This window comes from Streptomyces durhamensis, assembly GCF_000725475.1.
Taxonomy (GTDB): Bacteria; Actinomycetota; Actinomycetes; order Streptomycetales; family Streptomycetaceae; genus Streptomyces; species Streptomyces filipinensis.
The window spans coordinates 22,971-48,867 of record NZ_JNXR01000023.1 but is presented as its reverse complement, the minus strand read 5'-3'; the positions used below and the strand labels follow the sequence as shown (position 1 = coordinate 48,867).

The window sequence follows — 25,897 nt, the reverse complement described above, 5'->3', positions numbered from 1 at the left end:
GTCACGTACGGCTCTGCCGTACAGGTGCGCCGGAGGGAAGCCCCATCTCAGCCGGGGTGAGCACGAAGGAAGCGCCGATTGCTTGAGAACTCAACAGAGAGCTGATGAGGAAGACCGCCCCACCTCTGCGAGCAAGAGGGCGGCGTACGCGGGTTCTGTCCCTGCGTGCGAGTACAGCGCAACTCGACCTTTTCGCAGCTCAACGGCTGCGGCCGGTTGCCTCCGCTGCTCGTCTCGTACGAGCAGCGCCGAGGGGAGCCGGATGTACCGACTTCAACGGCGTGCGCCCCCGGTGCGGGAACACCGGGGGCGCTGTTCGGGCCGTTCCTGTCCGAGAGGAACCAGACCCAATGAGCCACATCGTCACTGTTCAGGACGCTGTTACCGCGTTCGCCGACTTCATGGAGCCGACGGACGCAGAGCTGAACGCGATCGAGCGCGAGATGCCGCTGATCCTGGCGGACGTCGACCTGCTCGACGCGCAGATCATCACCCTGGACCGCGTCCCGACCGAACTGGACGCCCGCCGTATCCGCCGTGCCCGCCGCCGGGTGCTCGCCGAGCGGACGACGCTGACCAACCGCGCGACCACGGTGAGCCAGCCGGGGGGCGCGGCGTGAAGGCGAAGACCGCGCTGCCCGCCGTCGCGATGACGGCGGTGTCCATGGTCCTCACTCTGGCCGTGGTCGTGATGTGGCTCGGCACGGCGGTGCCGTGGCTGGTCGCCCTGGTGGTCGGTCTCGGGATCGACGGAGGATGGCTGGCCACCCTCGCATACGAGCGTCGTCTCGCCGCGCAGGGCGACCACAGCCACGCCGTGACCGGCGTCGGCTGGTCCTTCGGCATCATCGCGGCGGGCGTCCTGGTGGCGCATGCGCTGACCGTCGACGGTCACGCGGCGGCGTGGCTGGCCGTGTCCTGGTTCCCGATCGCGGCGAAGGCGCTGTGGCTGGTCCATGGGCTGTGGGAGCGCACCGCGCTGACCCCGGTCGCGCTGGACGCCATCCGGGGCATCCAGCAAGAGGCCCGCGATGAGGCGGCCGTGGCCCGCGCCCGGCTGCGTGCCGAAGCGGCCACTGAGGAGACCCGGCTGACGGCCGTGACGGGGGCCGGGGCCCGCGTCGCACGCGTCCAGGCCAAGACCGCTCAGACCCTGGCTGGGGCGTGGTCGACGCTGGAGACGGCCCGCGCCGGTGAGGAGACCGGGCGGGCGCTGACCAGCGTGACGGCCCGCGTCACGCCCGGTGTCACACCCTGCTGGGAACTGCCCGTCTGGGGCCCGCTGGAACCGGTTGTGCCGGCGCTGGAAGGGCCCGCGCTCACCGATGCGGCACTGGATGTGCTGGTGGACGACATCCGGCGCAGCGAGGACCCGGCCTTGTCCTACCGGGAGATGGCATCGCGCTTCCGGTCGGCGGGTCACTCCGCTTCCGAGGTCCGGCTGAGGGCCGCGTGGAAGCGGGTTGTGTGATGGGGGCGCTGCCGGTGTTCCGGTGGCGCCTGGCCCCGGACGGCTATGCCACCTACCGCCAGCTGAGGGCGCGCGGCCTGCGGCCCGGTGGCCAGCCGGTGGCCGCCCAGCTCGAACGCCCGCGTCGCAGGCGCGGGCCGCTGGTCGCCTATCTGTACCGCATCGACCTGGCCAAGCCGGTGCGGCCGATGACGGAGGCCAGGTGGGCGGCGCTGGCCAAGGCCAACCGTGCCCGCCGCATCTGCCCCGCCTGCCGCCGCGACGCGGGTTACGTCATCCCGCCCTCGCTCGGCATGTGCACCCCCTGTGCCTTCCCCGAACCTTCCCAAGACCTCAGGAGTGCCTGACATGGGCAAGCCCGACACCCGTCGCCTGGACAAGGCGATCCAGCAGACCACCCGCATGCTGGAGGCGGTCCAGAACCGTGAGATGTGGCCGCTGAACGGCCGCGAGCGCCGCGCCGTGCTGGGCGCGATCGGGTCCGGCGCGTACAGCCTGCACCGGGGTAACGGCACCGCCCGCGCGGACCGGAAGCTGGACACCGCGTGGATGAGCGCCGAGACCCGGCTGACGTCGGAGATCACGGCCCTGCGCATCGAGCGGCGGCGCATCGTGGCCGAGGCCGCCAAGGCCAACGCCGCGAAGAAGTCCTCGGGGTGGTGGTGACCATGACCGCCCAGCAGACGCCTCCTGGCCAGTGCAGGCAGTGCTGGCAGCACGCCTACGACCGGAGCATCCACCGGCGCCTCAAGCCCCGTGAGGACTGCCAGCCGTGCCTGGACCACATGCACAACGGCTGCCCTCCGGACCAGATCGTGCCCAAGAAGTCCTCGCGGTGGTGATGACCGTGTTCCGCACCAAAGACAGCGCCCTGCCCGTCCTCGACGCGCACTTTCACTGCCCGGACTGCGGACCGCTGGCATTCGGCGTCACCCGCGCCATCTGTGGCCAGGTGATCCCCGCTCCGGTCGTCGGCGACGGCCCCAGCCGCACATGCCCGCCGTGCAAGGCAGCACTGCGCGCCCACCAGGCCGGCCACCGACACCGCTGACCCCGTGCCCGCCCCCGCTCGCACTGCTGCAGGGCGGGGGCGGGCACCTGCAGACTTCCCGCCCCCTCGGGGCAGACAGGAGTTCTTCCGCCATGAGCGGCAACGTCGTTCACCTGCACAAAGAACCCAACCCCGACCCGGCCTCCGTGACCACGCTGACCGTGGTTCCCGACTCGCCGGCCGCGCCGCCGGTCCCGCTGTGGGTCCGCTCCGGCCGCGCCATCAAGACGGCCGTCACCCACGAGAGCACCCGCACGACCGCGCGCGCTCTCGCCCGGCACTCCCTGTACGTGGCCGGCGGGGCGAGGATCGTGGCCCGCCGGGCGTGGGACGGGCGGACCGCCGCCCGCTACGAGCGCTACATGCGCACCGCCGAAGCCGCGGGAAACTTCGAGGCGGCAGCGGAGTGGGAAGAGCGCGGGCAGCGCTTCCGCGAGGCCCGCCACCGCCGCCGCATGGACCTCCTGCACTCGCCCCTCGATGCGGCCAAGGGCGCCGCCGTCAGCGCCGGTATGGGCATCGGCGGGCTGGTCCTGCTCGGCATCGCCATGGCCGTCGCCACCAAGGACCCCACCGAGGTCGTCACCCCGCTGATGGCGGTGATCAGGTTCATCAACCTGATGATCACGATCGTGCGCGTGACGTGGGGCCCCGCCATCACCATCGGCCCGTTCCTCGCGCTGCTGGCGCTGTGGTCGGTCGGCGCCCACCAGCAGGCCGCACCCCAGTGGGCGCTCCCGCCCAATGTCCGCTCCGGTGAGGGGGAGCCGATCACGCCGTCCATCGTGGTCAAGGCCCTGCGCGACCTGGGGATTGCTCCCCTGCGCGCCGCCATCAAGGAGATGGGCGACGCCGGCGCGTCGATGCTCTCCCCGATCACGATCGCCGGGTGCGGGGTCGAGGTCGACGTCACCCTGCCCTCGGGCGTGGCCACGGACGAGGTGCAAAAGCGGCGCCGCAAGCTCGCCGAGAACCTCAACCGGCACGAGCACGAGGTGTTCATCACCATCCCGCCCGCCGCCCGCACGGTCCGGCTGTGGATCGCCGATTCCGGCGCGCTGGACGAGCCGATCGGCCCCTCCCCGCTGGTCACGGACCAGACGATGACCGCCAACTACAAGACCGGAAAGGCCCCCTGGGGGCAGGACCTGCGCGGGGATGCGGCGCTGCTGAGCCTGTATCAGCGCCACCTGCTCGTCACGGGCCTGTCCAACCAGGGCAAGACCGCTTCCCTGCGCTCGCTCGCGCTGTGGCTCGCCCTCGACAAGTCGGTGCAGTTCTGGATCGGTGACCTCAAGGGCATCGGGGACTGGAAGATGTTCAACGGCATCGCCGACGTCCTCATCGAGGGCCCGACCGATGACCACGTCATCCAGGTCACGGAGATGGTCGAGGACGCGGTCGCGGAGATGAACCGCCGTCTGCTGGCGCCGTCGGGCACGACGTTTCCACCGCTGATCGTGATCGTGGACGAGGCGCAGGTCGCGTTCATGTGCCCGGTCAAGGACGACGACAAGCGCCCGTATGGCGGTTCGTCCTCGACGTCGCGGTACTTCATGGCCGCCCGGAAGATCCACAATCAGGGGCGGGCGGTCGACGTGCTGCTGTGGCAGGGCACCCAGGACCCCACCGACCAGAACCTTCCCAAGCTGGTCCGCGAGGGCGCCCACACCCGCGCCTCGCTCGTGCTGGGCACCGAGTCACAGTCCCGCATGGCATTGGGCGACAAGGCCGTCAACGGCGGCGCCGCCCCGCACCTGCTCCGCCAGGGGCAGGACAAGGGCACCCTGGTGGTCACTTCGGACGGCATCGAGATCCCCAAGGGACAGACGTCCATCACCGTGCGGACCCACTTCATCGACGACGACCCCGCCGCCGAGATCGCTGAGCGGGCCAAGGCCCTGCGCCACGGCGTGGCCACCCTGCACGCCATCGAGCGGGGTGAGGAGCGCGACCCGCTCGCCGACATCCTCGCCGCGCTGGGCAGCGACGCCCGGGTGCGCACGCAGGACGTCCTCAAGCGGCTCGCCGCGCTGAACGAGGACGCCTACGGCGGCTGGTCCTTCCTCGACCTCAAGCGCGTCCTGGACGGCGCCGGCGCCGAGCCCTACAAGTCCGATGGCCGCATGGTCGTGGCCCGCGACCGCGTCACCGCCGCGCTCGCCAACCGCGACGGCGAGGGTTCCGCTTCCGCCTCCGAGTGAAAGGGAGGCGGGCCCCGCCGGGGCAGGGAGGCAGGGAGAACTCCCTGACCCCCTCCCTGCCCCGCCTCCCTGGCTCTGACCTGCACGGATGATCGTTCAGGGAGGCGGGGAGGGCCGCAGGTCAGGGCCTCTGAAAACCCCTCCACAGCGCACCCCGACGGGGGTGCCTCTGCCTCCCTGACCCATGTCCGGAAGGGATTCCGCATGTACCTCGAACAGGCTCCGCAGACCCCCGCCGAGCGGGCGGTCGACGTCCACCAACCCACCCCGATACAGCCCGTCGTCCTCCAGCCGGCGCCACTGCTTCCCGTGCAGCCGGGTGCGGTTGCGACGGTGGCGAGCATCGTCCTGCCGGACGGGCGGGTCGTCACCGGCTATGCCATCAGCCCCGTCCAGCCCGAACCGGTCGCCACCAAGCCGGCCGTGTCGCGTGCGGCGGTGAACGTCGCCCTCGGAGGCGTCGGGTTCCTCGCCGTGTGCGGCGGACTGCTCCTGCTCACCACGTTCATCACCGCACTGACCGCACTGATCACCCAGCTCATCACCCTCGCTGCCGTCCTCTTCGGCGGCTTCATCGCCGTCCAGGTCTTCAGCGCGAGCGGCCACCGCGAGGGGACCACGATCAACATCCGCAAAGCGATCTTCAAGCGCAACCACTTCCACGGCTGACCAGGGAGACAACCACCGTGATCCGACTTCGCTTCGAGGTCGTCGGCTGCCCCCGCCGGGCACTCGCCCTGACCGACACGCCCCGCCCCGACTGCCCCGCCTGCGAGGGCATCGGAGGCGTCGAGCACGAGTACGGCGACCACTACACCGGCGAGTACGCCGGCAGCGTCTGGGAGTTCTGCCACTGCTGGACCGCGTGGCGCCTGGTCCTGCTGCCGCTCCCGCGTCTGCCTCTCTGGCTGCGCCGTCGGGCCCACTACCGCGACCCCTGGGGCCCGGCTGGCTACAGCGACGAACCGCCCTTCTAGCTACGCCAAGGGCGGCCCCCGTCTCGCCAAAGTCCGGGGCCGCCCTTGTCCAGCCAGTCACCTACAAGGAACTGGAGATACCCAGGATGACCCAACCCACCGACATTCGGGGAGAGCATCTGCGTACCGCTCTCTTCCTGGCGGCCTCGGGCGTGCCGGTGCTGCCGTTACGAGCTGGGAAGGTGCCGTTCGCGAACTGCCGCCGCTGTGCCGACAACGCGTGCGGGGGCCGCCCCAACATGAAGAACGCCGGGCCCTGTGCCTGCCCCGGCCCCTGCCACGCTTGGGCCGCCGCGACCACCGATGCGGACGTCATCCAATCGGGCGTCTGGCGCCGCGCATGGGCGCGTGCGACTGCGGTCGCCTACCACCCGGGCGGGGCGTGGCTGACGGTCGTGGACCTGGACAACGCCGACGCCATCACGTGGGCACGCGAGAACCTCCCGGCCACGCAGTCCGTGCCCACCACCCGTGGTGAGCACTGGATCTACCTAGGGCCCATGCGGTCCGTGAACGCGGTCCGGCCCGGAGTGGATATCAAGTCCACGATGTCCTACGCCCGGTGGCTGGGTCCCGGCACCGGCACCATGACGGCGCTGCCGGAGGCTGTGCGCGCGCTGGCTGTGAAGGAGCCCTCCCCGGTCCGGCCGGCACCGCCCGCCGTCACCGTGCCCACACAGGCCCGGGGCGGGGCGTGCCGCCACCGAACGCCCGCCTACCTGGAACGCGGCATCACCATGGCCGAACAGCGCATCACCGAGGCCGCCAGCGGGATTCACAACACGGTCTACCGGACCTTCCTCGCCGTGCTGTCCGCCCATGGCCGGTGCGGCTGCCTCACCGACGCCCACATCGCGCGGCTGTTCACCGCCGCGCAGGCCAAGGGCGAATCGCCCCGGCACTGCACCGACGCGTGGACCAACGCCCGCACCGCACTGGGGATGTGAGCGATGTCCGAGGACGAGAAGACTCCGGCCCGCCAGATCATCACCGACTACGCCCAAGCGCACTTCCGGTACTTCCGCAGCATCGACGGCACCGTCTACGCGCAGAAGAACGGCCACCCCGTCGCCCGGCCCATCCGCTCCCAGGGCACGACCGGGAGCCACCGGCAAGAACTCATGGTCGGCCTCTTCCGCGATGGGGTCGGCGTGTTCAACGGCACCGCACTCAAGGAGGCGCTGGACTTGATCGAAGCACTCGCCCTGACCGAGGACGTACAGCCCACCCACATCCGCGTCGCCCCCGGATTCGACGGCGCGACCTGGCTCGACCTGGGCCGCGACGACGGCCAGTGCGTCCGCATCCACCCCACCGGCTGGGACATCCTCACCCCCGACCCGCAGGAAGTGTGCTGGCGACGTACCCAGCTCACCGGGGAACTGCCCCTGCCGGCCAAGGACACCGAGGGCAAGGGCATCGATCTCCTGCTGCGCCTGTGCAACTTCGCTAGCGCCGAGACCGAGTGCCTGGCCCTCGCCTGGCTCATCGGCTGCCTGGAACCGTCCGTGCCCGTCCCCGCACCGTTCCTCACCGGCCCGCAGGGAGCGGGCAAGTCCACCGGTGGCCGGATGCTCGTGCGGATCATCGAAGGGATGAGCGGTGACCTGCGCCGAGCGCCGAAGGATGAGGAGAACATGATCACGGCCGTGGCCGCCGGATGGGTCACCGCCCTGGACAACCTCTCCCACCTGCCCCCGGACCTGTCCGACCTCATGTGCTGCATCGTCACCGGCGCCGAGAGCATCAAGCGCGCGCTGTTCACCGACGGCGACGTCGTCCGCTCCCGCTACCGGCGCCCCATGCTGCTGACCGGCATCGACGTCGGCGTCATCCGCCCCGACCTCGCCGAACGCCTCCTCCCGCTCCGTCTCGTGCGGCCCCGGGTGCGGCGGACCGAGGCAGAACTGTGGGCGGAGTACGCGGAGATCCTTCCCGTCGTTCTCGGCTCCCTGCTGGACCTGACGGTGAAGGTGCGGGCCGCCGAGGCGGACACCCCCACCGACCTGCGCATGGCCGACTTCGCCCACCTGTGCGCGCAGCTCGACGCGGCGACCGGCTTCGCCTCGCTGGCCGCCTACCGGGCCAGCCTCGACGACCTCAACGACGACGTGATCGAAGGAGACCTGCTTGCGCAGACGGTTCTGCAGCACGCTGCCGCGCTCGACGCGGGCGCGGAAGTCCGCATGTCGTCGTCGGAGTGGCTGCACTGCCTCACCAGCCTCTACAGCGGCGAGGAATGCCGTCCCCTGCCCAAGGGCTGGCCCACCACCGGCAAAGTCCTCTCCGACCGGCTCAAGCGCCTACAGCCCACCCTCGCCGCACGCGGCGTCCTCATCGACTGGGGCCGCACCAAAACGGCCCGCTACATCGAAATGACCCGCAGCACCCCGCTCACGCTCTCGCACGAGCAGGAAGCAGCGTTCTGACCCGCGCCATCCGGCCGCCGCACCGAACAAGCAAGAGGAGCACCCCGGGCCGCGCGTGCTCCTCTTGCTGTTCCGGCGGCTTGCCGCCACCCGAGGACGCGCCGCGAAGCGGCTCCTTCTTTACGTTCTGAGCCGCGCACCACCACAGACACCACACCCCTCTCTTTTTCCTAAGAGAAGAGACGCTGCGTCACCCACGTCACCAGACACCCCAAACCGGCCCCTGACCAGCGGCTACAGCGATGACGCAGACAGCCGACACCTGCGTCATCCGACGTCACCCGCGTCACCGGTGACAGAGCCCCGCCTCACCCGGTGACACGCCCCAAGCGGCCCGCGTCACCGAATAACCGCAGGTCAAAGCCAACAGGTGACGTGAGTGACGCGATGACGCAGAAATCCGAACCTCGGACAGGCGCGAGCCCTGACAAGCGCCCAAGACCCTCCCGCTTAGGAGACACCCGGATGAGCACCGCGATTGCCGCTCCCGTCGACCGACTCCTGTACAAGCCCGAAGAGGCTGCCGAAGCGCTCGCCATCGGCCGTTCGACTGTCTACGAGCTGATGGCGGAAGGCGCCCTCAAGTACATCAAGTTGGGCCGCACTCGCCGGATCCGGCGTACCGACCTCGAAGCCTATGTGGCCCACCTCGCCCCGCTTCCCAACTGACCCCGACCACGTCACCGAGGCGCCCCGAGCATCCCGCTCGGGGCGCCTCCCGCATGGAGGAGCACATGAGCCCCCGCAAGCCCAACATGGAGTCGTCCATCTACTTCGGCGCCGATGGCTGGTGGCACGGCCGCGTGACGATGGGCGTCAAGAGTGACGGCGGCCCCGACCGACGCCACCGCCGGGCCCGGACCGAGGCCGAGATCAAGCGCAAGGTGAAGGAGCTGGAGCGCCAGCGGGACCAGGGGCGCGCACCCGCCGCCGGCCGTAAGCCGACTGTCGCGGCGTGGATGGAGACCTACCTGACCGACATCGCGAGCCTGAAGCTCAAGCCGCGCTCGCTCGATGACTACTGGTCCAAGACCCGCAACGACATCATCCCCGGCGTCGGCAAGCACCGCATCGACAAGTTGCAACCCGAACACCTGGAGCGGATGTACCGGACCATGCTCGACGCCGGCCACGCGCCCTCGCACGTCGTGAAGGTGCACCGCATCCTGTCCCGCGCCTTGAAGATCGCCCACCGCCGCCGCATCATCAGCGAGAACGTCGCCACGCTCGTGGACCCGCCGAGCATTGACGAGACCGAGGCCAACCCCTTCACCAAGGAGGAGGCGAAAGCGTTCCTCGAAGCCGCAGCGAAGCGGCCTACCTTCATGCGGTGGATCGTCGGTGTCGGCATGGGGTTCCGGCAGGGCGAGACGCTCGGGCTGCGCTGGTCGTACGTCGATCTGGAAGCGGAACTGTTCCGCCCCGAGTGGCAGCTTCAGCGCCTCACGTGGCGGCACGGCTGTGACGACCCGCACGCCTGTGGGGGGCGTCTGCACCGCTTCGAGCCGTGCCCGCCGGACTGTACCGCGCACAGGGGCTACAAGCGTGGCTGCCCGAAGCCGTGCGCCAAGACGTGCACGAAGCACGCGAGCGCCTGCCCGGAGCGCAAGGAAGGCGGGCTCACCTTCACCCGGCCCAAGACCAAGAAGAGCCGGAACGCCGTGCCGATCCCGCCCGTCTTCGTTCCCTTCCTGCACGACCACAGGGCCCAGCAGCAAGCGGCCCGGGAAGCCGCCGGGGAACTGTGGCAGGAGCACGATGTCGTGTTCTCGCGCCCGGACGGCCGGCCACTGGATCCGCGCGCCGACTACGAGGAGTTCAAGGAACTGCTCAGGGAGGCTGGGATCGATGACCGTCGCTTGTACGACGGGAGCCGCCACACCGCCGGCACGATTCTGAACGAGTTGGGCGTCGACATGCCCACGATCATGGAGATCCTGCGGCACACGCAGATCAGTCAGACCCGGCGGTACGTGAAGGGCCGGTCCCACCTGTCCAAGGACGCCATGCGGCGGATGGGCGAGTTCTTCGTGCCGCCGCCTTCGCCTCCGTCGGACCCTAATCCGGACCCCACTGAGACCAGAAGTGAGACCACCGATACCCGTGCGGCACGCTCACTGCGCCGCCGTCGCATCCGCTGAAGGAGAAAGCCCAGCTCAGACACCCTCTGAGCTGGGTTTCAGGGGAGCCCCCTGTCGGATTCGAACCGACGACCTACGCATTACAAGTGCGTTGCTCTGGCCGGACTGAGCTAAGGAGGCCTGCGCATGGGCGCCCGTGCAGTGTACCCAGGTCCGGGCCCGCTCCCGTCGAAAATTTCCGCGAAGTTCACGAGGGCCGGGGTACTGACAGAACGCGTGGCCGCCAGGTAGCGTCCTGAGCCAGTTCGCGCAGTTCACCTGCGTGGACTACACCAACCACCTTCCTACAACGGATCGTCCGGCACGTTCCTGCCGGTAGAAGGGGGCCCATTCACCATGGCCACTGTCACGTTCGACAAGGCGACCCGGATCTACCCGGGTTCCACCAAGCCCGCCGTCGACGCGCTCGACATCGCGATCGAGGACGGCGAGTTCCTCGTCCTGGTCGGCCCGTCGGGTTGCGGAAAGTCCACCTCGCTGCGGATGCTCGCGGGCCTGGAGGACGTCAACGGCGGCGCCATCCGCATCGGTGACCGCGACGTCACGCACCTGCCGCCCAAGGACCGGGACATCGCCATGGTGTTCCAGAACTACGCCCTGTACCCGCACATGACGGTCGCCGACAACATGGGCTTCGCGCTCAAGATCGCCGGTGTCAACAAGGCGGAGATCCGGCAGAAGGTCGAGGAGGCCGCGAAGATCCTCGACCTCACCGAGTACCTGGACCGCAAGCCGAAGGCGCTCTCCGGCGGTCAGCGCCAGCGCGTCGCCATGGGCCGCGCGATCGTGCGTGAGCCGCAGGTCTTCCTCATGGACGAGCCGCTGTCCAACCTGGACGCCAAGCTCCGCGTGAGCACCCGTACGCAGATCGCGTCCCTACAGCGCCGCCTCGGCATCACCACCGTCTACGTCACCCACGACCAGGTCGAGGCCATGACGATGGGCGACCGTGTGGCGGTCCTCAAGGACGGCCTCCTCCAGCAGGTGGACTCGCCGCGGAACATGTACGACAAGCCCGCGAACCTCTTCGTCGCCGGCTTCATCGGCTCCCCCGCCATGAACCTGGTCGAGGTGCCGATCGCCGACGGCGGCGTGAAGTTCGGCAACAGCGTCGTCCCGGTGAGCCGGGACGCCCTGACGGCCGCCTCGGACAAGGGCGACCGCACGGTGACGGTCGGTGTGCGCCCGGAGCACTTCGACGTGGTGGAGCTGGGCGGCGGTGCCGCCGCTTCCCTGACGAAGGACAGCGCGGACGCACCGGCCGGTCTCGCGGTCTCCGTGAACGTGGTCGAGGAGCTCGGCGCCGACGGCTACGTCTACGGCACCGCCGAGGTCGGCGGCGAGACGAAGGACCTGGTGGTCCGCGTCAACGGCCGCCAGGTGCCGGAGAAGGGCTCCACCCTGCACGTCGTGCCGCGGCCGGGCGAGATCCACGTGTTCTCCACCTCGACGGGTGAGCGTCTCTCCGACTGAGCAGCGCGTTTGCGCCCACGTTGACGAAAGGGGCCCCGCGGAGTGCCGCAGGGCCCCTTTCGTGTGACCCATACCCTCGGATATATCCCGGCACAGCGATCATTTCGGGCGCGGCGCGTCAACCCCTTACCCAGAAACACGGGCCAGTTCATCCCCCGAAGGGGTGACCAAATGTCGCCAAATCATTACCCCGCGCTACCCTCACACGCGTGAAGCACTCCACCACCCCACAGACGCGACGCGGCCATCGAGGCGGCCCTGCCCGCCGGATCGGCCGCACTCTCGCCCTCGTCCTGCCCGTCGTCCTGGTGCTCTCCGGGACCCTCGCGGTCACCCGGGTCAACTGGACGGGAAGCCCCTCCAGCTCGGTGCTGGCCGCCTCGGACGTCTCCTCGGCGGAGGTCTCCGCCAAGACGGTCTCCCGCGCCCGGCAGGACGTGCTCCGCGACCAGCTGATCACCGAGCTGCAGAAGAAGGACCCGGGGGTCGTCCTGACCCACCTGCAGCAGGCCGTCAACGGCCACCCCTCGCTGGCCCGGCACTGCGCCGCCATCGCCCGCTCCCTGGGCCAGGCCGCGGCCCGCATCTACGGCGTTCCGCGCGCCCAGTCCTACGCCCGCCCGGTGTGCGACACGTCGTTCGCCTCCGGCGTCCTCGCCGCACGCGGCTGAGGTTCCCGCTAGGCCGGTGCCGGAAAGCGCCGCTGCCGGACGACCCCGGGCGGGGCGCCACGTACAGTGCGGTCATGACCCATCCCAACGCCGCGTCGCGCCCCACCCAGGCCGTGGTCCTGGCCGGTGGCCAGGGCTCCCGGCTGCGTCCGTACACCGACGACCGGCCCAAGCCGATGGTCGAGATCCCCGGCACGGGCACCCCGATCATCGGCCACCAGCTGACCTGGCTCGCCGAGGAAGGCGTGACCGACGTGGTGGTCTCCTGCGGCCACCTCGCCGACGTCCTGCAGAAGTGGCTGGACTCCGCCGACCTGCCCGTCTCCGTCACCACCGTCGTGGAGAGCGAACCCCTCGGCCGCGGCGGCGGCCTCAAGTACGCCGCCGCGCATCTCCCCCGCCCCGACCGGCCTTGGTACGCCACCAACGGCGACATCTGGACCCGCTTCTCCCTGCGGGAGATGGCCGACTTCCACACCGAGCGGGACGCGGTCGCGACCCTGGCCCTGGCCCGGCCGCGTATCCCCTGGGGAGCGGTGAAGACCGACGGGTTCGGGCACATCACCGACTTCATCGAGGCTCCGCCGTCGACGTTCGAGATCAACGCGGGCGTGTACGTCTTCTCGCCCGAGTTCGCCGAGTCGCTGCCCGAGCGGGGGGACCACGAGCGGACGACGTTTCCCCGGCTGGCCCGGGAGGAGAGGCTTTTCGGGTTCCCCATTCCGCAGGGGGCGTACTGGCGGGCCATCGACACGGCCAAGGATCTGACCGAGGCGGCCAAGGAGCTCGCGGCTCTGGGCCGGTAGCCGATCCGCGAAAAGGCCCCGCACCTCACCGGGTGCGGGGCCTCCTCTTCTTGGGACGGTTACCCGAGTTCTTGGGACGGTTACCCGAGCAGGCCGCCCACCAGGCCTTCCTGTCCGCCGGAGGAGTTGCCGCCGGAGCCGGTGGTGCCGCCCGACGACGAGCTGCCCCCGGTGGAGCTGCCACCGGTGCTCGTCGGGCCGGCCGTGGTGCTGGGGGCGCCGCCGGTCGGCGAGGACTGGCGCGGCGAGGTCTGGCCCACGGTGCCCTGGGTCTGGCTGGGAGCCGTGGCCGTGCCGCCGGCGGTCCGGGTGGCGCCCGGAGTCGTCGGCGCGCCGGACGGACTCGCACCGGCCGTGGCGCCGCCCGTGGGCGAGCTGGAGGCCGCCGGGGTCCGCTTGTCGCGCCGGCCGGTGTCCTGCGGGAGCGGGGAGCCGGGGAGGTTGTTGCGGGGGGCCTCGCCGGGGCCGGGGACGACCACACGGCTGGAGTCGCGGACGGCGCCGCCGAGCAGGGAGCCGGCCAGCAGGGTCAGACCGACCGTGACGACGGTGACCAGGGCGCCGCGGCGCAGGACGTACTGGCGAAGGTCCCAGATGTCGGCGCGGGGGCCGAGGCGGCGCCAGGCGCTGGCCGCGATACGGCCGTCCACGGAGTAGACGGGGGCGCCGGCGATGATCAGCGGGGACCAGGCGGCGAGGTAGATGATGTCGGGGGCGTCGTAGGCGGGGACCGTCTTCCAGCTGACGGTGACGATCAGCGCCGCGGAGAGCAGGGCGCCGACGACCGCGGCCACGCGCTGCCAGCAGCCCAGGACGGTCAGGACGCCGACGACCACCTGGAGGAACGCGATCACCAGGCCGGAGCCGACCGGGTGGTGCAGGGCGAACTGGCGCAGGGGTTCGGCGACGTCCCACGGGTGCAGGGTGTTGAGCCACTTGACCATCGAGCCGCGCTTGCCGCCGTCGAAGTAGACGGGGTCGCACAGCTTGCCCATGCCGGCGTAGATGGAGATGAAGCCGAGGAAGACGCGCAGCGGCAGCAGGACCACGCCGAGGTTCATCCGGCGGCCGGGGTAGTAGGCGTGCCGGGACGGGTCGTCCGCGTGCCGCCGGCCCGGCCGGGAGTCGTCGGGATCGTCGTCGTGGTCGAGGTCGTCGAGGTCGTCGTGACCGTCGTAGGGCCCGAGGTCGTCGTCCGTGTAAGGGGGGTCGTCGTAGGCGCCGCCGACCGTGCGCATGTGCGGCAGCAGGCGGGTGCCGTCGGCGTCGGGGGCGGTGCGCTGGTGGCCGACGACGGGGGTCTCGACGGTCTGGTCCAGCGCGTCGTAGGTGTCGGCGTAACCGGTCTGGACGCGCGGGATGACCTGGGTGGCTCCGGCCTCCGGCTCGTCGGCGTGGCGGACGCTGCTGCCCCGCACGGCCTGGAGGAGCCGGTGGGCGCCGGTGTCGTCGGGGGCGGACTTGCCGCTCCACACGACGGGGCGGCGGCGGCCGGCGGCGGCCCGGCCCGCGGCGCCCACGACGGGCATGCGGGCGGCGTCCTGGGTGGCGCTCAGATGCCGGGCGATCCGCGGGGATTGGGTGCGCTTCGCCGACGCGCCCAGCTGCACGCGGAAGCTGGCGTGATTGACGATGACCTGCGCCGGATCGCTCGGCACCTTCACCATGCTCAGCGCGGGAGCGTCGTCGTATCCCGACGAGCGGTCCCCCGTGGGTGTGCGGGGTGTTCTGGTGTCCACACGCATCTAACCGAGTGACGTGGTGTTAGGACACTGCTTTGACGGGGCGGATGTGTCCGGACCCCGTCAAAGCCGCCTCGAACGCCATATGGGCGCCGAAATTCCCCCGCAGGGGTGAAGTTACGGACGGTTGTTCAGCTCCGCCTGCGAGCCGCCTCGTACAGGACGATCCCGGCCGCGACACCCGCGTTCAACGACTCGGCGCCGCCCGGCATCGGGATGCGGACGCGGAAGTCGCAGGTCTCACCGACCAGGCGGGACAGCCCCTTGCCCTCGCTGCCGACGACGATGACGACGGGGCCCTCCAGGGCCTCCAGCTCGCCGAGTTCGGCCTCGCCGTCCGCCGCCAGGCCGACGACCGTGAGGCCGGCCTTCTTGTAGGCCTCCAGGGCCCGGGTGAGGTTGGTGGCACGGGCGACCGGGGTGCGGGCCGCCGTACCGGCGGAGGTCTTCCAGGCGCCGGCGGTCATACCGGCCGAGCGGCGCTCGGGCACGACCACGCCGTGCCCGCCGAAGGCGGAGACGGAGCGGACGACCGCGCCGAGGTTGCGCGGGTCGGTGACGCCGTCGAGCGCGACGACCAGCGGGTCCTCGCCCCCGTCGGCGGCGGCGTCGAGCAGGTCCTCGGGGTGCGCGTACTCGTACGGCGGGACCTGCAGGACCAGGCCCTGGTGGTTGAGGCCGTTCGTCATGCGGTCCAGCTCGGGCCGCGGGGCCTCCATCAGGTTGATACCGCCGCGCTCGGCGGCGAGCTGGAGGGCCTCGCGGACGCGCTCGTCGCTGTCGATGAACTGCTGGACGTAGAGCGTCGAGGCGGGGACGCCCTCGCGGAGTGCCTCGACGACCGGGTTGCGGCCGACGACCAGCTCGGAGGCCGACTTGCCGCCACGGCCCCGGGCCACGGGGCGGCGCGCGGTCTGCTTCGCCTTGGCCGTGGCGATGCGGTTCTTCTTGTGGCCCTTGCGCATCTCGGCCGGCGGGGTCGGCCCCCGGCCCTCCAGGCCCTTGCGCCGCTGGCCGCCACTGCCGACCTGCGCGCCCTTCTTGCCGGACATGCGACGGTTGTTCGCGGCCATGACCTACCTGTTCTCTGCGAAAAAGTGTGCGTACGTCTATGCAGTGTGCCGCCCGGGGGGCCGGGCGGCACAATCGATCAAGGGCCGGGGGGCTACCGGGAACCGAGGCTCCAGCGCGGGCCCTGCGGGCTGTCCTCGATGACCAGGCCGGCCTGGCCCAGCTGGTCGCGGATGGCGTCGGCGGTGGCCCAGTCCTTGCGGGCGCGGGCCGACTCGCGCTGGTCCAGGACCAGGCGGACCAGGCTGTCGACCACGTCGTGCAGGTCCTCGCCGTGGCCGGTGTCCTCGCCGGCCCAGTGCTCGTCCAGCGGGTCCAGGCCCAGGACGCCCAGCATGGCCCGCACCTCGGCGAGCCGTGCCACCGCGGCTTCCTTGTCGTCCGCGGCCAGCGCGCTGTTGCCCTGCCGGACGGTGGTGTGCAGCACGGCCAGGGCCTGCGGGACGCCCAGGTCGTCGTCCATGGCCTCGGCGAACGCGGGCGGGACCTCGGCGGCCGGCTCCACTCCCTTGCCGGCCAGCTCGGTGACCCGCTGCACGAAGCCCTCGATCCGCGCGAACGCCGACTCGGCCTCGCGCAGCGACTCCTCGCTGTACTCCAGCATCGACCGGTAGTGCGGGGCACCCAGGTAGTAGCGGAGCACGATCGGCCGCCACCGCTTGACCATCTCGCTGACCAGGACGCTGTTGCCGAGCGACTTGGACATCTTGTCGCCGGCCATCGTCACCCAGGCGTTGTGCACCCAGTACCGGGCGAAGTCGTCGCCGTAGGCCTTGGACTGGACGATCTCGTTCTCGTGGTGCGGGAAGATCAGATCCAGGCCGCCGCCGTGGATGTCGAACGCGGAGCCCAGGTACTTGTGCGCCATCGCCGAGCACTCCAGGTGCCAGCCGGGCCGGCCCGCGCCCCACGGGGTGGGCCAGGTCGGCTCGCCGGGCTTGGCGGCCTTCCACATGGCGAAGTCACGGGGGTCACGCTTGCCGGTCTCGCCCTCGCCGGCCGGCTGCAGCAGGTTGTCCAGCTCCTGCCGGGACAGCTGCAGGTACTCGGGGAAGGACCGTACGTCGAAGTAGACGTTGCCGTCGGCGGCGTAGGCGTGCCCGCGCTCGATCAGGCGCTGCATCATCTCGACCATCTCGGTGATGTGGCCGGTCGCGCGCGGCTCGTACGTCGGCGGCAGGCAGCCCAGCGCGGTGTAACCCTCGTTGAAGGCGCGCTCGTTCTCGTACCCGATCGACCACCACGGCCGGCCCTGTTCCTGCGCCTTGGCGATGATCTTGTCGTCGATGTCCGTGACGTTGCGGACGAAGGTCACCTCGTAGCCGCGGTAGGAGAACCAGCGGCGCATGATGTCGAAGTTCAGACCCGACCGGATGTGTCCGATGTGCGGTGCCGCCTGCACGGTGGCGCCACACAGGTAGATCGAGACACAACCCTGCTTGAGCGGGGTGAAATCGCGGATCTGCCGGGCGCTGGTGTCGTACAGGCGAATGGTCACCCCTCCAGGGTAGTGGGCGCGAGAGGGTGCCTCACGCCCCTTCCCCACAATGCCGGGGCTCAGAGCGCCCCGACGACCTTCCTCGGCCTGATCCGCACGACCACCCGCTCGGCGTCGTTCGCCGAGGCGGGATTGAAGTCGGCGTATTTCCTGCCCGTGTACTTCTCGCTGAGCTCGTCGATGAATTCCGCGGCGCCCTCGGTCGTCATCTCGGCGGTGCCGCGGATCTCGGCGTACTCGTAGGGCTGGTCGGGGTCCATGACGACGACCGTCACCCGGGCGTCGCGGTCCAGGTTCTTCTTCTTGCGGCGGTCGACCGTGGTGGAGAAGAGGAGGTCGTCACCGTCGCGCTTCACCCAGACGGGGGACAACTGGGGGCTGCCGTCGGGCTGGACGGTGCCGACGACGATGAACACCTTGCCGTCGAGCAGGGACTTCAGGCGGTCGGACAGTACGGCGGACATGGGCACCCTCCGGAATCCAGGGATCACTGGTGGCCGTGTGGGTACCCTCGCACGGCCTCAGTCCACCCGCACCACGAGTGCCGTCGCCACCGCCATCAACCCCTCCTCGCGGCCCGGGAAGCCGAGGCCGTCGGTCGTGGCGCCGGAGACGGAGACGGGCGCGCCGGCCGCCTCGGAGAGGATCTTCTGGGCCTCGTCGCGGCGCTTGCCGATCTTCGGGCGGGGGCCGACCACCTGGACGGCGATGTTGCCGATGGTGAAGCCCGCCTCGCGGACGATCCGGGCCGCCTCGGTGAGCAGGGTGGTTCCGGAGGCGCCGGACCACTCGGGGCGGCCGGTGCCGAAGTGCTGTCCGAGGTCGCCCAGTCCGGCGGCGGAGAAGAGGGCGTTGCACGCGGCGTGGGCGACGACGTCCGCGTCGGAGTGCCCGGCCAGGCCCGGCCCCTCGCCCTCCCACTTCAGGCCCGCGCACCACAGCTCGCGGCCCTCCTCGAAGGCGTGGATGTCGGTGCCGATGCCGACCTGGGGCAGTACCACCGGTGACTGCTCAGAAGCCATCGTTGAGCCTCCTGCGGGCGAGGACCGCCTCGGCGAGGACCAGGTCGAGGGGGCGGGTGACCTTGAAGGCCTCCTCGTGCCCGGGGACGGCGACGACCGTCACACCCAGCTGCTCGACCATGCTCGCGTCGTCGGTGACCTCGTCGCCGACGGTCTCGTGGGCGCGGACCAGGGTCGCGCGGTCGAAGCCCTGGGGGGTCTGGACGGCGCGCAGGCGCGCCCGCTCGGGGGTGGCGACGACCGGCTCGGGGGCGTCGGGCTCGGCCGCGGGCTCGACCTCCTTGACGGTGTCGGCGAGCGGGAGCGCGGGGACCACGGCGGCGGCACCGTCGCGTACGGCCTCGACGACCGCGTCGACCGTGTCGACCGGGACCAGCGGGCGGGCCGCGTCGTGGACGAGGACGATGCCGTACTCGGGCGGCAGGGCGTCCAGGCCGAGCCTGACCGATTCCTGGCGGCTGTCCCCGCCGGGGACGACGAGGAAGTCGGTCCGGTCGGGCAGGGCGTGCGCGTCCAGGAGGGACTTGACCTCGGCGGCGCCGTCCGGCGGGGCCACGACGATCACCAGGGAGACATGGCGGGACGCGGCGAGCGCGCGGACCGCGTGGATGAGCATGGGCGTGCCGTTCAGCGCGCGCAGCGCCTTGGGGGCGCCCGGACCGAGGCGTACGCCCCGGCCGGCTGCTGGAATCACGGCGGCGACGGGGTTCGGCGCGGGTGAGGGGCGCGATTCGTCAGACATCGGTTCCTGTCAGGTTTGTGTGCTCGACCTAGGTGGGTATGGCCTGGAGGAGTGCCGGGCGCGACGCCTTGACCGGACCCTTTCCGTGACCCTGGTCGAGCCATCTGCCCGGGCCCGGCACATCAAGTATCGGGGGGCTTGCTGTTCGGGGGCTTTCCGAAGAACACGGAAGAGCGGCGAAGAGCGGAGCCTTTTCCGTGACCAGGGCGCGATGGGCATCCGGCGCCATGGGTACGAACATGCCGCAGCGCCCGGCGACAGGATCAGTGTCATCGGGCACCGCGGCATTTACTGTGCTGAGCGTTTCCGGAGCGAGGGATCGCTGCCGTGGCGCGTCAGGAGGCGAGCACCTCGTCGAGCAGGGCTTCGGCTTTGTCCTCGTTCGTGTTCTCCGCGAGAGCCAGCTCGCTCACCAGGATCTGCCGCGCCTTGGCGAGCATGCGCTTCTCACCGGCGGACAGTCCACGCTCGCGCTCACGACGCCACAGGTCACGCACGACTTCCGCGACCTTGATGACATCGCCGGAGGCGAGCTTCTCCAGGTTTGCCTTGTAGCGACGCGACCAGTTCGTGGGCTCCTCGGCGTACGGCGCGCGCAGCACCTCGAAGACCCGGTCCAGCCCGTCCTGACCGACCACATCACGCACGCCGACGAACTCCGCATTGTCCGCTGGCACACGTACCGTCAGGTCACCCTGGGCGACCTTCAGCACCAAGTAGGTCTTGTCCACGCCTTTGATCTGGCGAGTTTCGATGGCCTCGATCAGCGCGGCCCCGTGATGGGGATAGACCACGGTGTCGCCAACCTTGAACGTCATGTGACAGGTACCCCTTCCGTGGCTATCCAGGGTAACACGGATACGGCGTCTTCTGAATGGCGTTTTCGCAGGTCAGGGCATATCTCGGGGCTTGACAACTGCGACAGGAACGTGCTGCGAGGGCCCCGCGGAACGAGGAATTCGCAGGTCGGAGGGGCTCTCCGGGCGGGGTGAAACGCGTACGTTACACACTTCCGGAGCCATCTCCAAGTGGATGAACGTCCCGGTTTGTCCGGTTCCAAGCGTACGACTTCCGCTACTCCGTTCGGTGACCCCGGACGCATCCGGGGTGATTCCAAAATTGATCAACGGTCGCCGGAGGGGGTGGCGCGTGATCAATATCGGGGCCGTCACGCATTCCTTCACGGAAAATTTGCGAGCGGTTATGTGAATGACGGACGAGCCCTCGGCAAAGTGACTGGAGGGTCACTTGTGACGGGAGTGGCGATGGGTTCGCGGTACCTCCAGCCGGAGGGAAGCAGGGTGCTCGGGGAGGGTCGGGTGCGGCGGCCCGGGAACGGCTCGGTAGCCTAAGGCCGCTGACAGACACTTAGGGTGGCTTTATAAGGGGAGCCGCCCGCGCGTTCAAGGAGTTGCCGCCGCCGTGAGCAGCAGCCTTCGACGCGGCGCCCTCGCCGCCTCCGCCATCGTTTTCTCGATCGCCTCGCTCGCCGCCTGCGGCGCCGGCAACGACTCACAGACCCTGGAAGTCAAGCCGGACAACGCGGCCACCACCGTCGGAACCATCAAGGTCCAGAACGCGCTGATCATCACCCAGCCCGACCTGAAGGCCCCGGGCCCGGCCGTGATCTCCGCGACCGTGTTCAACGCGGACAAGGACCCCCAGACCCTGCAGTCCATCTCCATCCCGGGCAGCAGCGAGACCGTCAAGCTGACCCCGGCCAAGGGCCAGAGCCTGACGATCCCGGCGCACGGCTCGCTGATCATCGGCGGCAAGGACAACGCCTCCGCCGCGATCCCCAACGGCCACCAGTCGGTCGTGAACGGCAACGCGCAGAAGATCACCTTCACCTTCAGCACGACCGGTGACGTGAGCCTGCGCGCCTTCGTGGTCCCGGCCACGAGCTACTTCGACAAGTGGGGCCCGAGCGAGATCCCGTCCGGCCCGGCGACCAACTCCCCGGCGCCGGGTGCCTCCGCCGGCACCAAGCCGCACAAGGGCGGCAAGGCGAGCCCGTCGTCCTCCCCGAGCGGCTCGGCGAGCGGCAGCCCGAGCACCGGCGCCACCCCGAGCGACTCCGCGTCCCAGTCGGCGGCCGGTCACTGAGCACCGCCGGTCACTGAGCACCGCCGGCCGTCAGGCACCGAGGACGTATGCCGAAGGGCGGCACCCCTGCGCGGGGTGCCGCCCTTCGGCACGGACGGGTGTGTGCGGTCGTACGGCCTACGGCTCGAACTTGTAGCCCAGACCCCGCACCGTCACCAGGTAGCGCGGCGCGCCCGGGTCCGGCTCGATCTTGGCGCGCAGCCGCTTGACGTGGACGTCGAGGGTCTTGGTGTCGCCCACGTAGTCGGCGCCCCAGACGCGGTCGATGAGCTGCATGCGGGTGAGCACGCGGCCCGCGTTGCGCAGCAGCATCTCCAGCAGGTCGAACTCCTTCAGCGGCAGGTCGACCTTGGAGCCGGCGACCGTCACCACGTGGCGGTCGACGTCCATCCGGACCGGGCCCGCCTCCAGCGCGGCCGGGGTGACCTCCTCCGGCTCGCCGCGGCGGCGCAGGACGGCCCGGATACGGGCGACCAGCTCACGCGAGGAGAAGGGCTTGGTGACGTAGTCGTCGGCTCCTATTTCGAGGCCGACGACCTTGTCGATCTCGCTGTCCTTGGCCGTCACCATGATCACGGGGACGTTGGAGCGACCGCGCAGCTGGCGGCACACCTCCGTACCGGGCAGACCCGGCAGCATCAGGTCGAGGAGGACGAGGTCGGCGCCGTTGCGCTCGAACTCGTCGAGTCCGTCGGGGCCGGTGGCCGCCACGGCCACCTCGAAGCCCTCCTTGCGGAGCATGTACGACAGGGCGTCGGAGAAGGACTCCTCGTCCTCGACGACGAGCACTCGGGTCACGGAAGGACCTCCGGGGCGGGAAGCGGTTCGTACGGGGATGACTCAGTGGTGCCGGCCTCGTCGTCGAGGTCGGGGTCGGGGTGCTGCGACGCACGGTCGCGGGCCGCACCCGCCTCCGGCAGCCTGAGGGTGAAGGTGGAGCCCTGGCCTTCGGCACTCCAGACCGTGACCTCCCCGCCGTGCGAGGCGACCACGTGCTTGACGATCGCGAGACCCAGCCCGGTGCCTCCGGTGGCCCGGGAGCGGGCCGGGTCGACGCGGTAGAAGCGCTCGAAGACGCGTTCCTTGTCCTTCTCGGAGATGCCGATGCCCTGGTCCGTCACGGCCAGCTCGATCATGTCGCCGCCGGGCGCGGTGACCCGGCGGGCGGCTATGCCGACGCGGGTACGGGCCGGGGAGTAGTTCACCGCGTTCTCGACCAGGTTGCCGAGGGCGGCGGCCAGCTGGCCGCGGTTGCCCCAGACGGCCAGGTCCGCCGTGCCTCCGGCGGCCATGGTGATCTGTTTGGTACCGGCCTGGTGGCGGCAGCGGTCGACGGCCTCGGCGACCAGCTCGTCCACCCGGACGGGCTCGGCGTCCTCCAGGGGGTCGTCGTTCTGCACCCGGGAGAGGTCGATCAGCTCCTGGACCAGGTTGGTCAGGCGGGTCGCCTCGATCTGCATCCGGCCCGCGAAGCGCTGTACGGCCTCGGGGTCGTCGGAGGCGTCCATGACGGCCTCGGAGAGGAGGGAGAGCGCGCCGACGGGCGTCTTCAGCTCATGGCTGACGTTCGCCACGAAGTCGCGCCGCACCGCCTCGATCCTGCGGGCCTCGGTCAGATCCTCGACCAGCAGCAGGACCAGGCGGGAGCCGAGCGGGGCCACGCGCGCGGAGACGGCGAGGGCCTCGCCGCGTCCGGTGCCACGCCGGGGCAGATCCAGCTCGACCTGCCGTATCTCCCCGTCACGTCTGGTGTCCCGGGCCATCTGGAGCATCGGCTCGACGGCGAGCTTGCCGCCGCGGACCAGCCCGAGGGCGTAGGCGGCGGAGCTGGCCTTGACGACGGCGTCGGCCTCGTCGAGGACGACGGCCGAGGAGCGGAGCACGGACAGTACGGTGTCCACGCCGGGCGGGAGTACGGGATCGGTGTGCAAGGAAGTCCTGGTCGGTCGCTTCTGGTCGCGTTCGCTCCAGCGGAACGCCAGCATGGCGATGACGCCGGTGAGCACCCCGGCGATCGCTGCCGCTGCGGCGACCGCCGCGTTCACGTCCATGCCTCAAGGTTAAGCAGGGCGTACGACATGACCACAGCCGTCGAGGGGCGACCTCGGACACTCGTCGCCCAGAGTTCACCTTGGGGCCAGGATTGGTTCATTTGGGGTGGCGGAAACGGACGCGTGCGGGGCAGAACGTGGGAGCGTGGGGACCAAGCACACCTATGAGAGGGAACCCTGATGCGGGACGCGTACCACGAGGAACTTGACTCGATCGGCGACGGTCTGGTGGAGATGGCCCGGCTGGTCGGGTCGGCGATCGGACGCGCCACGACCGCCATCCTGGACGCCGACCTGAAGCTGGCCGAGAGCGTCATCGAGGCGGACCAGAAGGTCGACGAGCTGCAGCACGACCTGGAGGCGCGGGCCATAGCCCTGCTCGCCCGGCAGCAGCCGGTGGCGACCGACCTCCGTATCGTCGTCACCTCCCTGCGCATGTCCGCCGACCTGGAGCGCTCCGGCGACCTCGCCCAGCACGTGGCGAAGCTGGCGCGGCTGCGGTTCCCCGCGCGGGGCGTCCCGCAGGACCTGCACGCGACCATCCTGGAGATGGGCCAGCTCGCGCAGCGACTGATGGCGAAGGCGGCCGAGGTGATCATCACGAAGGACATCGACCTCGCGCTCCAGCTGGAGCAGGACGACGACGAGATGGACCTGCTGCACCGCACGCTGTTCCAGCACCTGATCGACGATCGCTGGAAGCACGGCATCGAGACCGCCGTCGACGTCACCCTGCTCGGCCGCTACTACGAGCGGTACGCCGACCACGCCGTCGCCGTCGCCAAGCGCGTCGTCTACCTGGTCACGGGCGAGCACGCGGACGAACTCCAGCAGGACATCCAGCCGGTCACGGGCGTCGAGGGCGCCTGACCCGGACCGGCCCCGCGGACGCGCGGGGCCGGTGGGGCGGATGTGGCTCCCGGATTCCGCGGGTCTGCGCCCGGGGCGCGTGGGCGCCTCCGTGCGCCGTTGATGCGCCCGGGGAAACGGGCATGAAATGGACGAGGGCATCCCTGCCCCAGCGTCTAGGAGGGACCCATGGCCGAATCCCCCAGCACCACGCCCGACCCCACGCAGGAGCGCGAGACCCAGCAGCCCGCCGCCCCGACGAGCCTTCCACTGATCGGTGCGTGCGGCTGCGGTTCGGGCTGCGGGTGCGGGTGCCAGTCGGGCGCGCCCTGCCAGTGCGGCTGAGGACGGTACGACTGCGTAGGGCCGGTGTGAACACGTTTCACACCGGCCCTCCTTCGTGCCCCTGCGCCCAGCGGTGCAGATCCTCCAGGGCGTCCCGGACCGTGGTCGTCCGGTACCGGTCCAGCCACGCCCCCGCCTCCCGGGCGACCCGGTCCAGCGCGCCGAGCTCGGCCCATCACCGTTGACCGTCCCTTCCCTCGTCCCCGCCGTCACGCCCGTCCTCACTGGCGTAGTCCCTGCGGTCACCGCCGTCGTCGGCCTGGGGCTCCGGGCTCCATCTGGAAGCGGAGCCTGCGGGCCAGGACCTCGCGGGCCACTTGGCTGACCGTGCGGCCCTCGGCGTACGCACGGCCCCGCAGCCGGTCCAGGGCCTGCTCGGCGTCCAGGTCCAGCTGCACCATCACCATGCCGACCGCCTGGTAGACCTCGGTGTGGTCGGCCTCGGACGCCGCCATCCACGACGCCACCTCGTCCTCCGTGTCCTCCTCGGCCCCCTCGTGCCCGGCCGCCTGGAGGCTCATCAGCGCGAAGGTGACGGCGTCGCGCGCCCACAGCGCCGTCCGCATGTCCCGCTCGGTCAGGCCGCCGACGGATTCGCTGTACAGGTCCAGGGTGCCGACGGCGGCGCCGTTGACGCCGAGCGGCAGCGAGAAGACCGCGCGCACGCCGAGTGCCACCGCCTCGTACGCGAAGATCGGCCAGCGGCGGGCGTCCGGGCCGCCGGTGAGGTCGGACGCGACGACCGGGGCGCCCCGGTCGAGAGCGCTCTGGCAGGGCCCGTCCCCCAGGGTGTACTGCAGTTCGGCGAGCCGGGCCGCGACCCGGTCACTGGCGCACCAGGTGACGCGTACGCCCTTCCCGCCGGAGATCGACACCGAGGAGCCGCTGATCGGCAGCAGCCGTACGCAGACCGCGCAGAGCGCGCCCGGCACCTGCTCGGGGGCGTCGGCGCCCCGCGCGGCGGCGGCGAGCGTCCGGGTGACCCACAGCCGTGCCTGCCCGTCCGGCGGCCCTCCGCCGCCGGCCGGCTCCTCCGGCCGCTCGGGCGACATGGTCAACACCCCCGTCGCAGCCCATCGTCATCAGACATGATCCACCAGTATTCCGTCGGCAGCCCCGGACGGTTGTCCCACGCTCCGAGTGCCCAGCTTGGGACGAGTGACATACCGCTTTCGACGACTGCCTCAGGGAGGCCCTTCGGCGGCTCCGACCGCCCCTGCGACAATGCCGCCACGCGGCACCGGTCGT

The 25,897-nt window shown here is 70.7% G+C and carries 28 protein-coding genes and 1 tRNA gene; 18 read left to right on the top strand and 11 right to left on the bottom strand.

Features of this window, described 5'->3' with window-relative positions:
• Positions 1-350: 350 nt before the first annotated feature.
• The 13 genes from IO33_RS0130480 to IO33_RS0130420 all read left to right on the top strand — a co-directional run bounded on the left by IO33_RS0130480 (position 351) and on the right by IO33_RS0130420 (position 10,273).
• Positions 351-620, top strand: a complete 270-nt coding sequence (locus IO33_RS0130480; RefSeq protein WP_031170873.1) for a DUF6284 family protein — start codon at positions 351-353, stop codon at positions 618-620.
• A complete protein-coding gene (locus tag IO33_RS0130475; protein ID WP_031170871.1) occupies positions 617-1,471 on the top strand; it encodes a hypothetical protein in 855 nt (284 codons plus the stop codon). The genes IO33_RS0130480 and IO33_RS0130475 overlap by 4 nt, the downstream gene beginning before the upstream one ends.
• Complete coding sequence (locus IO33_RS0130470; RefSeq protein ID WP_031170869.1) at positions 1,471-1,818, top strand: RRQRL motif-containing zinc-binding protein; 348 nt, start codon at positions 1,471-1,473, stop codon at positions 1,816-1,818. The genes IO33_RS0130475 and IO33_RS0130470 overlap by 1 nt, the downstream gene beginning before the upstream one ends.
• A gap of 1 nt (position 1,819) precedes the next feature.
• The gene (locus IO33_RS0130465) at positions 1,820-2,137 is read left to right on the top strand and encodes a hypothetical protein (protein WP_031170867.1); all 318 of its coding nucleotides are present in this window, start codon (positions 1,820-1,822) and stop codon (positions 2,135-2,137) included.
• 2 nt (positions 2,138-2,139) lie between these two features.
• The gene (locus tag IO33_RS0130460) at positions 2,140-2,313 is read left to right on the top strand and encodes a hypothetical protein (RefSeq protein ID WP_031170866.1); all 174 of its coding nucleotides are present in this window, start codon (positions 2,140-2,142) and stop codon (positions 2,311-2,313) included.
• A complete protein-coding gene (locus IO33_RS0130455) occupies positions 2,307-2,522 on the top strand; it encodes a hypothetical protein (protein ID WP_031170864.1) in 216 nt (71 codons plus the stop codon). The genes IO33_RS0130460 and IO33_RS0130455 overlap by 7 nt, the downstream gene beginning before the upstream one ends.
• Before the next feature lie 92 nt (positions 2,523-2,614).
• On the top strand, positions 2,615-4,726 hold the full coding sequence (locus IO33_RS0130450; RefSeq protein ID WP_031170863.1) for a P-loop NTPase family protein: 2,112 nt from the start codon (positions 2,615-2,617) through the stop codon (positions 4,724-4,726).
• A gap of 204 nt (positions 4,727-4,930) precedes the next feature.
• Positions 4,931-5,395 (top strand): hypothetical protein, encoded by a 465-nt coding sequence (locus IO33_RS0130445; protein ID WP_031170862.1) that lies wholly within the window; start codon positions 4,931-4,933, stop codon positions 5,393-5,395.
• 17 nt (positions 5,396-5,412) lie between these two features.
• The gene (locus IO33_RS0130440; protein ID WP_031170861.1) at positions 5,413-5,703 is read left to right on the top strand and encodes a hypothetical protein; all 291 of its coding nucleotides are present in this window, start codon (positions 5,413-5,415) and stop codon (positions 5,701-5,703) included.
• An 86-nt stretch (positions 5,704-5,789) separates the two neighbouring features.
• Positions 5,790-6,650 carry a bifunctional DNA primase/polymerase gene (locus tag IO33_RS0130435; RefSeq protein ID WP_031170860.1) on the top strand — a complete coding sequence of 287 codons (861 nt, stop codon included), beginning with the start codon at positions 5,790-5,792 and terminating at the stop codon, positions 6,648-6,650.
• A gap of 3 nt (positions 6,651-6,653) precedes the next feature.
• Positions 6,654-8,132, top strand: a complete 1,479-nt coding sequence (locus IO33_RS0130430; RefSeq protein WP_031170858.1) for a hypothetical protein — start codon at positions 6,654-6,656, stop codon at positions 8,130-8,132.
• Between the two features lie 465 nt (positions 8,133-8,597).
• On the top strand, positions 8,598-8,801 hold the full coding sequence (locus IO33_RS0130425) for a helix-turn-helix domain-containing protein (protein WP_031170856.1): 204 nt from the start codon (positions 8,598-8,600) through the stop codon (positions 8,799-8,801).
• Between the two features lie 65 nt (positions 8,802-8,866).
• The gene (locus tag IO33_RS0130420; RefSeq protein WP_031170854.1) at positions 8,867-10,273 is read left to right on the top strand and encodes a tyrosine-type recombinase/integrase; all 1,407 of its coding nucleotides are present in this window, start codon (positions 8,867-8,869) and stop codon (positions 10,271-10,273) included.
• 45 nt (positions 10,274-10,318) lie between these two features.
• Here IO33_RS0130420 and IO33_RS0130415 read toward each other — a convergent pair.
• A tRNA-Thr gene (locus IO33_RS0130415) sits at positions 10,319-10,393 on the bottom strand.
• 216 nt (positions 10,394-10,609) lie between these two features.
• Between IO33_RS0130415 and msiK the strand changes: the two genes are divergently transcribed.
• The 3 genes from msiK to IO33_RS0130400 all read left to right on the top strand — a co-directional run bounded on the left by msiK (position 10,610) and on the right by IO33_RS0130400 (position 13,223).
• The gene (msiK, locus tag IO33_RS0130410) at positions 10,610-11,746 is read left to right on the top strand and encodes a diacetylchitobiose ABC transporter ATP-binding protein MsiK (RefSeq protein ID WP_031170853.1); all 1,137 of its coding nucleotides are present in this window, start codon (positions 10,610-10,612) and stop codon (positions 11,744-11,746) included.
• A gap of 209 nt (positions 11,747-11,955) precedes the next feature.
• A complete protein-coding gene (locus tag IO33_RS0130405; protein WP_031170851.1) occupies positions 11,956-12,417 on the top strand; it encodes a hypothetical protein in 462 nt (153 codons plus the stop codon).
• Positions 12,418-12,491: 74 nt separating this feature from the next.
• Positions 12,492-13,223 carry a nucleotidyltransferase family protein gene (locus tag IO33_RS0130400; protein WP_031170848.1) on the top strand — a complete coding sequence of 244 codons (732 nt, stop codon included), beginning with the start codon at positions 12,492-12,494 and terminating at the stop codon, positions 13,221-13,223.
• Positions 13,224-13,303: 80 nt separating this feature from the next.
• Here the strand turns inward: IO33_RS0130400 and IO33_RS0130395 are convergent, their stop codons facing one another.
• From IO33_RS0130395 to IO33_RS0130365, 7 genes are all read right to left on the bottom strand, one after another.
• Entirely contained in the window at positions 13,304-14,968 is a 1,665-nt protein-coding gene (locus IO33_RS0130395; protein WP_031170846.1) for a DoxX family membrane protein, read from the bottom strand.
• 128 nt (positions 14,969-15,096) lie between these two features.
• Entirely contained in the window at positions 15,097-16,038 is a 942-nt protein-coding gene (gene rlmB, locus IO33_RS0130390) for a 23S rRNA (guanosine(2251)-2'-O)-methyltransferase RlmB (protein WP_031170844.1), read from the bottom strand.
• Positions 16,039-16,130: 92 nt separating this feature from the next.
• The gene (gene cysS / locus IO33_RS0130385; RefSeq protein ID WP_031170842.1) at positions 16,131-17,534 is read right to left on the bottom strand and encodes a cysteine--tRNA ligase; all 1,404 of its coding nucleotides are present in this window, start codon (positions 17,532-17,534) and stop codon (positions 16,131-16,133) included.
• A gap of 59 nt (positions 17,535-17,593) precedes the next feature.
• Positions 17,594-17,998 carry a PPOX class F420-dependent oxidoreductase gene (locus IO33_RS0130380; RefSeq protein WP_031170839.1) on the bottom strand — a complete coding sequence of 135 codons (405 nt, stop codon included), beginning with the start codon at positions 17,996-17,998 and terminating at the stop codon, positions 17,594-17,596.
• A 57-nt stretch (positions 17,999-18,055) separates the two neighbouring features.
• A complete protein-coding gene (gene ispF / locus IO33_RS0130375) occupies positions 18,056-18,556 on the bottom strand; it encodes a 2-C-methyl-D-erythritol 2,4-cyclodiphosphate synthase (protein WP_031170837.1) in 501 nt (166 codons plus the stop codon).
• The gene (gene ispD, locus IO33_RS0130370; protein ID WP_031170835.1) at positions 18,546-19,298 is read right to left on the bottom strand and encodes a 2-C-methyl-D-erythritol 4-phosphate cytidylyltransferase; all 753 of its coding nucleotides are present in this window, start codon (positions 19,296-19,298) and stop codon (positions 18,546-18,548) included. The genes ispF and ispD overlap by 11 nt, the downstream gene beginning before the upstream one ends.
• A gap of 335 nt (positions 19,299-19,633) precedes the next feature.
• Complete coding sequence (locus IO33_RS0130365) at positions 19,634-20,116, bottom strand: CarD family transcriptional regulator (RefSeq protein ID WP_003953493.1); 483 nt, start codon at positions 20,114-20,116, stop codon at positions 19,634-19,636.
• Between the two features lie 604 nt (positions 20,117-20,720).
• Between IO33_RS0130365 and IO33_RS0130360 the strand changes: the two genes are divergently transcribed.
• Positions 20,721-21,404 (top strand): hypothetical protein, encoded by a 684-nt coding sequence (locus IO33_RS0130360; protein WP_031170833.1) that lies wholly within the window; start codon positions 20,721-20,723, stop codon positions 21,402-21,404.
• A gap of 117 nt (positions 21,405-21,521) precedes the next feature.
• On the opposite strand, the gene phoP is transcribed toward IO33_RS0130360, so the two are convergent.
• Both phoP and phoR read right to left on the bottom strand, forming a co-directional pair.
• Positions 21,522-22,193 (bottom strand): two-component system response regulator PhoP, encoded by a 672-nt coding sequence (gene phoP, locus IO33_RS0130355; RefSeq protein WP_466437636.1) that lies wholly within the window; start codon positions 22,191-22,193, stop codon positions 21,522-21,524.
• Positions 22,194-22,198: 5 nt separating this feature from the next.
• Positions 22,199-23,455 carry a two-component system sensor histidine kinase PhoR gene (phoR, locus tag IO33_RS0130350; RefSeq protein WP_031170830.1) on the bottom strand — a complete coding sequence of 419 codons (1,257 nt, stop codon included), beginning with the start codon at positions 23,453-23,455 and terminating at the stop codon, positions 22,199-22,201.
• 180 nt (positions 23,456-23,635) lie between these two features.
• Here phoR and phoU point away from each other — a divergent pair, with 180 nt between their 5' ends.
• The gene (gene phoU / locus IO33_RS0130345) at positions 23,636-24,325 is read left to right on the top strand and encodes a phosphate signaling complex protein PhoU (protein WP_031170828.1); all 690 of its coding nucleotides are present in this window, start codon (positions 23,636-23,638) and stop codon (positions 24,323-24,325) included.
• 566 nt (positions 24,326-24,891) lie between these two features.
• Here phoU and IO33_RS0130340 read toward each other — a convergent pair.
• Positions 24,892-25,701: a GAF and ANTAR domain-containing protein gene (locus IO33_RS0130340; protein ID WP_063765827.1), complete on the bottom strand. Its 810-nt coding sequence runs from the start codon at positions 25,699-25,701 to the stop codon at positions 24,892-24,894.
• Positions 25,702-25,897: the final 196 nt, after the last annotated feature.

Bases quoted from the DNA above. Each gene is read 5' to 3' on its own strand.
- IO33_RS0130480 (WP_031170873.1), top strand. From the start codon at position 351: ATGAGCCACATCGTCACTGTTCAGGACGCTGTTACCGCGTTCGCCGAC.
- IO33_RS0130470 (WP_031170869.1), top strand. From the start codon at position 1,471: ATGGGGGCGCTGCCGGTGTTCCGGTGGCGCCTGGCCCCGGACGGCTAT.
- IO33_RS0130465 (WP_031170867.1), top strand. From the start codon at position 1,820: ATGGGCAAGCCCGACACCCGTCGCCTGGACAAGGCGATCCAGCAGACC.
- IO33_RS0130460 (WP_031170866.1), top strand. From the start codon at position 2,140: ATGACCGCCCAGCAGACGCCTCCTGGCCAGTGCAGGCAGTGCTGGCAG.
- IO33_RS0130450 (WP_031170863.1), top strand. From the start codon at position 2,615: ATGAGCGGCAACGTCGTTCACCTGCACAAAGAACCCAACCCCGACCCG.
- IO33_RS0130445 (WP_031170862.1), top strand. From the start codon at position 4,931: ATGTACCTCGAACAGGCTCCGCAGACCCCCGCCGAGCGGGCGGTCGAC.
- IO33_RS0130435 (WP_031170860.1), top strand. From the start codon at position 5,790: ATGACCCAACCCACCGACATTCGGGGAGAGCATCTGCGTACCGCTCTC.
- IO33_RS0130430 (WP_031170858.1), top strand. From the start codon at position 6,654: ATGTCCGAGGACGAGAAGACTCCGGCCCGCCAGATCATCACCGACTAC.
- IO33_RS0130425 (WP_031170856.1), top strand. From the start codon at position 8,598: ATGAGCACCGCGATTGCCGCTCCCGTCGACCGACTCCTGTACAAGCCC.
- IO33_RS0130420 (WP_031170854.1), top strand. From the start codon at position 8,867: ATGAGCCCCCGCAAGCCCAACATGGAGTCGTCCATCTACTTCGGCGCC.
- msiK (WP_031170853.1), top strand. From the start codon at position 10,610: ATGGCCACTGTCACGTTCGACAAGGCGACCCGGATCTACCCGGGTTCC.
- IO33_RS0130400 (WP_031170848.1), top strand. From the start codon at position 12,492: ATGACCCATCCCAACGCCGCGTCGCGCCCCACCCAGGCCGTGGTCCTG.
- IO33_RS0130395 (WP_031170846.1), bottom strand. From the start codon at position 14,968: ATGCGTGTGGACACCAGAACACCCCGCACACCCACGGGGGACCGCTCG.
- rlmB (WP_031170844.1), bottom strand. From the start codon at position 16,038: ATGGCCGCGAACAACCGTCGCATGTCCGGCAAGAAGGGCGCGCAGGTC.
- IO33_RS0130380 (WP_031170839.1), bottom strand. From the start codon at position 17,998: ATGTCCGCCGTACTGTCCGACCGCCTGAAGTCCCTGCTCGACGGCAAG.
- ispF (WP_031170837.1), bottom strand. From the start codon at position 18,556: ATGGCTTCTGAGCAGTCACCGGTGGTACTGCCCCAGGTCGGCATCGGC.
- ispD (WP_031170835.1), bottom strand. From the start codon at position 19,298: ATGTCTGACGAATCGCGCCCCTCACCCGCGCCGAACCCCGTCGCCGCC.
- IO33_RS0130365 (WP_003953493.1), bottom strand. From the start codon at position 20,116: ATGACGTTCAAGGTTGGCGACACCGTGGTCTATCCCCATCACGGGGCC.
- phoR (WP_031170830.1), bottom strand. From the start codon at position 23,455: ATGGACGTGAACGCGGCGGTCGCCGCAGCGGCAGCGATCGCCGGGGTG.
- phoU (WP_031170828.1), top strand. From the start codon at position 23,636: ATGCGGGACGCGTACCACGAGGAACTTGACTCGATCGGCGACGGTCTG.
- IO33_RS0130340 (WP_063765827.1), bottom strand. From the start codon at position 25,701: ATGTCGCCCGAGCGGCCGGAGGAGCCGGCCGGCGGCGGAGGGCCGCCG.